This window comes from Streptomyces silaceus, assembly GCF_001419745.1.
GTDB lineage: Bacteria > Actinomycetota > Actinomycetes > Streptomycetales > Streptomycetaceae > Streptomyces > Streptomyces silaceus.
The window spans coordinates 1-4,419 of sequence record NZ_LIRJ01000013.1; the positions used below are offsets into that span (position 1 = coordinate 1).

Annotated in this window: 4 protein-coding genes and 2 pseudogenes; 4 read left to right on the forward strand and 2 right to left on the reverse strand. The window is 71.4% G+C overall.

Translation table 11 applies throughout. From position 1 onward, the window contains the following. Positions 1-6 precede the first annotated feature (6 nt). Positions 7-582, reverse strand: a complete 576-nt coding sequence (locus tag AOK22_RS01260) for a TerD family protein (RefSeq protein WP_055696644.1) — start codon at positions 580-582, stop codon at positions 7-9. Positions 583-784: 202 nt separating this feature from the next. On the opposite strand from AOK22_RS01260, the gene arfB reads away from it, so the two are divergent. Next, entirely contained in the window at positions 785-1,213 is a 429-nt protein-coding gene (arfB, locus tag AOK22_RS01265) for an alternative ribosome rescue aminoacyl-tRNA hydrolase ArfB (protein WP_055696645.1), read from the forward strand. 165 nt (positions 1,214-1,378) lie between these two features. Here the strand turns inward: arfB and AOK22_RS01270 are convergent, their stop codons facing one another. Next, positions 1,379-1,897, reverse strand: a complete 519-nt coding sequence (locus AOK22_RS01270; protein WP_055696646.1) for a flavin reductase family protein — start codon at positions 1,895-1,897, stop codon at positions 1,379-1,381. Positions 1,898-2,304: 407 nt separating this feature from the next. Between AOK22_RS01270 and cdgB the strand changes: the two genes are divergently transcribed. From cdgB to AOK22_RS01280, 3 genes and pseudogenes are all read left to right on the forward strand, one after another. Then, positions 2,305-3,645 (forward strand): diguanylate cyclase CdgB (cdgB, locus tag AOK22_RS01275; protein ID WP_244164654.1); only part of this gene is annotated, 1,341 nt, incomplete at its 3' end. A gap of 2 nt (positions 3,646-3,647) precedes the next feature. After that, a pseudogene (locus tag AOK22_RS42370) lies at positions 3,648-3,901 on the forward strand (diguanylate cyclase domain-containing protein); the annotation flags it as partial. A gap of 87 nt (positions 3,902-3,988) precedes the next feature. After that, positions 3,989-4,419: pseudogene (locus tag AOK22_RS01280) on the forward strand (carbohydrate-binding protein); the annotation flags it as partial.

Here is a 4,419-nt window from a genome sequence, read left to right on the forward strand (position 1 = left end):
GTCGTCTCAGACGTTCACACCGAAGTCCTGCGCGATGCCGACCAGGCCCGAGGCGTAGCCCTGGCCGACGGCGCGGAACTTCCACTCCGCGCCGTTGCGGTACAGCTCGCCGAAGACCATGGCGGTCTCGGTGGCGGCGTCCTCGGAGAGGTCGTAGCGGGCGATCTCGGTGCCGCCGGCCTGGTTCACGATGCGGATGAACGCGTTGCGGACCTGGCCGAAGTTCTGCGAGCGGTTCTCGGCGTCGTAGATCGAGACCGGGAAGACGATCTTCTCGATGTCGGCCGGGAGGCCGGCGAGGTTCACGTTGATCTGCTCGTCGTCGCCCTCGCCCTGGCCCGTGACGTTGTCACCGGTGTGGACGATGGTCTGGTCCGGCGTCGCCTTGTTGTTGAAGAAGACGAAGTGCTGGTCCGAGAAGACCTTGCCCTGGGTGTTCACCGCGATCGCCGAGGCGTCCAGGTCGAAGTCGGTACCGGTGGTGGTGCGGACGTCCCAGCCGAGGCCCACGGTGACGGCGGTCAGGCCCGGAGCCTCCTTGGTGAGCGAGACGTTGCCACCCTTGGACAGGCTTACTGCCATTGTTGGGAGTCCCTTCCCTCGTTGCATACGTACGGGCTTCGTACTGGGGACGAAGCTACCGTCACCCCTAACAACGCGGACCGGGGTCCCCAGGGTTCCACTCCGCTTTACTTTCTTTACTCATCCCTGGCGCGCGGTGAGGGCGGGAGCGGCGCGGGAAAAGCGGGTGACGTGAGCCCGACAGGCGCGGGACCATGGGGGCATGTCCGGTCCCTATGTCATCCGCGGTTCGGTCTCCCTGCCGGAGGCCGAGCTCATGTGGCGTTTCTCGCGGTCGTCCGGGCCGGGCGGGCAGCACGTCAACACCAGCGACTCCCAGGTCGAGCTGCGGTTCGACCTCGCGAACACCGACGCGCTGCCCGAGGTGTGGAAGCAGCGCGCCCTGGAGCGCCTCGCGTCCCGGCTGGTCGACGGCGTCGTCAGCGTGCGGGCCAGCGAGCACCGCTCGCAGTGGCGCAACCGCGAGATGGCCGCCACCCGCCTCGCCTCGCTGCTCGCCGAGGCCACCGCGCCGCCGCCGAAGCCGCGCCGCGCCACGAAGATCCCGCGCGGCATCAACGAACGCCGCCTGCGGAACAAGAAGCAGCGCAGCGAGACCAAGCGGGGGCGCTCGGGGCAGGGCTGGGGCTGAGGTGTGCCCCGTGAGGGGCGCGAGGAACTGCGCGAGCAACCACAAAGAAGCCGCAGACGCCTCTGTCGGGGTCTCCGCGGACGCGACCGCGGCGTCTCGCGCGCTGAGCGCGCAGTTCCCCGCGCCCCTACGGGGCTCCAGCGAGCCGCCGCGCCCTCGGCGGGGCTAGCCCAGCTGCCGGTAGCGGCCCCGGAAGTACATCAGCGGGCCGCCGTCCGCGCTCGGGAGCGACGCCGTCAGGACCCGGCCGATCACGAGCGTGTGGTCGCCCGCCGCCACCGTCTGCTCCGTGCGGCACTCCAGCGTCGACAGCGCGCCGCCGACCAGCGGGGCGCCGGTCGCCGTGCCCCGCACGTAGGGAATGTCCTCGAAGAGCAGCCGGTCGCTGATCCGGCCCTTCATCGCGAAGCGGCCCGCGATGTGCCGCTGGCTCTCGGCGAGCACCGACACCCCCCACAGGGGCTGCTCGGCGAGCAGGTCGTCCATCCGGGAGCCCTCGCGCAGGCTCACCATCACCAGGGGCGGGTCCAGGGAGACGGACAGGAACGCCGTGGCCGTCATGCCCACGTCCTCGCCCGCCGGCGCGGTCGGGTCGTCCGGGTCCAGGGCGGGCTCGCGCGCCGTCACCAGGACCACGCCCGCCGCCAGGCGGGACATCGCCGCGCGGAACTCGTCGTTGCTCACCCCATCAGCATGCCCATCCGGTGACGGACGGCGCGGTGAGGGCGGGGCCGGGAGAGTCTTCAGTACGTGAGCCACGCCCCGACGCTAGCCCGGGGGCACCCCGCGCCACATCGGGCGCTGGAACCAGACCGGTCCTAGGACCAGGGGTGGCCAAAGGTGGCACGCAGTGCCCCGCGAGGTGGTGGACTAGTCCAAGGGACTGGACCAACGGCGGCTTCTCACCTGTGACTTGAGTCACAGGGACCATATTTTGTTGACCCTGTGTACCGAGTGGGCAGCTCGCTGTGATTCAGTGACGGAGGCAATAAGACACTGAGGGCACAAGGCACGGAAGTACCAAGACACAGAAGAACACTGCGGGCGCTGCGCATCCTGGAGTTGCTGTCGAGGTCTCGGGGAGAACGAGCATGGAGACCGAGTCGGAGCCGTACGTCCGTCTTGCGACCCTGCGGCAGCTGCACCAGGTGGTGGCGGAGCTCAACACGGCCCGGAGCCTGGCTGACACGCTGCAGACCGTCGCCGACGGAGTAGTCAACGGCCTTGGCTATGAGCTGGCGTGTGTCAATCTCGTGCGCCCTGACGGCGATCTCGTGGTCGCCGCCTTCGCCGGCAACTCCTCCGCCGAGGCCCTCATCACCGGACGCGTCGGCTCCCGCGACGCCTGGGAGCGCCGCCTCGCCATGGGCGAGCCGTGGGGCGCCCTGCGCTTCATCTCGTACACCGAGGGCTGGGTCCTCGACGACGACGACGTCCCGCAGTGGTACACCGAGGGCCCCGAGCCCCGCTTCGAGGACGAGTGGCACCCCTCGGACCGCCTCTTCGCGCCCATGTACGCGACCGGGGCGTCCGGCGGCGAGCTGCTCGGTGTGATCTCCGTGGACCGCCCGCGCAACGGCCGCAGGCCCGGCGCCTGGGGCCGCGAGGCCCTCCAGATGTACGCCTTCCAGGCCGCCATCGCGATCAGCAACGCCCGCCTCCGCGCCAACATGCAGCGCGCCCTGGTCCGCCTGGAGCGCGAGCAGCAGGCCCTGCGCGCCAGCGAGGAGTCCTTCCGGCAGGCCTTCGAGTACGCGCCCTCCGGCATGGCCATCGCCGAGATGGGCGGCGACCAGCACGGCCGGATCCTGCGCACGAACGACGCGCTCTGCCGCCTCCTGGGCCGCCCCGCCTCGGCCATGCGGCGCTACTCCTTCTCCGACCTCGTCCACCCCGAGGACATCGGGACGCTGCTGCGCACCTCCGCCGAGGGCGGCCGCGCCGAGCTGCGCCTCGCGCGGCGCGACGGGACGTACGTCTGGGTCAGCCTGCGCAACTCCGTCGTCGCGGACGCCGCCGACGGGCCCCGCTTCCTGCTCACGCACGTCGAGGACATCGAGGAACGCAAGCGCCGTGAGCTCCAGCTCGCCCACCGCGCCAGCCACGACTCCCTGACCGGACTGCCCAACTCCGCCGAGCTGCGCGCCCGCCTCAGCGCCCGGCTCTGTCGCAGGCCCCACGCGGGGCAGCCCAGCGCGGTGGACTCGCTCGACGCCGCCTACGAACACGGCTTCGACTTCGGACCCACCACGCACCAGCAGGACGAGGGATTCGACCACCACGTCCACACCATCGCGCCCGAGGGCGGCGAGGGGGACGTGGACGACGGCACCAAGGGCCTCGCGGTCCTCTTCTGCGACCTCGACGGCTTCAAGTCGATCAACGACCGCTTCGGGCACCACACCGGCGACGCCGTCCTCATCGAGGTCGCCNNGGCTCGGCGGCGACGAGTTCGTCGTCCTCGCCGACGGCCTCGGCCGCGCCGACGCCCAGGACCTCGCCGTCCGGCTGCGGAACGCGATCATCCCCCCGATCCGCGTCGACGGCAGAGCGGTCCGTGTGGGGGCCAGTTTCGGCATCGGCTGGGCCCACTGCGGGATGTCGGCGGACGAAGTGTTGCACTCGGCCGACCAGCGGATGTACGTGGAGAAACGGTCCCGTGCCAAGCAGCACCGGCGGGCCGGATAGCGGCCCGGATGAGGTCAACGCCACCCCGTGGGCTCACTCGGACCGGGTAGGCTCCCCGCGTCAGCGATGTGAGGGAGTGACCAGGGAATGACGCCCGGCAATAACGGCGAGAACACGCCGAGCGCGCCGCAGGGCGACGACGATCCGTTCGGCTATCTGTACGAGGACGGACAGGCAGCCGGCGCGACCCCGCCGAGCGGTGGGGGCGGCTACGGGTACCCGGGTCCCCGCTCCTCGTACAACCAGGTGAGGGCGGTCGGCGACCGGCGCTCGTACGCGCCGCAGGGCCAGGCATACGGCCAGCAGGTCCCGCAGCAGGGCCAGCAGCCCTACGGCCAGCCGAACGCCCACTACACCGCCCCCGAGGCCCAGCCCGGCGGCGCCCCCGTCGCCGGCCCCCCGTACGCGCCCGCGCCCTCGGGCCGGGGCCGGGGCCCCAACAGCAAGGGGCTGCTGATCGCCGCCATCGCCGCGGTCGCGGTCGTCGCCATCGGGAGCGGCGCCGCGGTGATCTTCGG

What these genes read in the sequence shown, in the direction of transcription:
- arfB (WP_055696645.1), top strand. Translation starts at nt 785, where the DNA reads ATGTCCGGTCCCTATGTCATCCGCGGTTCGGTCTCCCTGCCGGAGGCC.
- AOK22_RS01260 (WP_055696644.1), bottom strand. Translation starts at nt 582, where the DNA reads ATGGCAGTAAGCCTGTCCAAGGGTGGCAACGTCTCGCTCACCAAGGAG.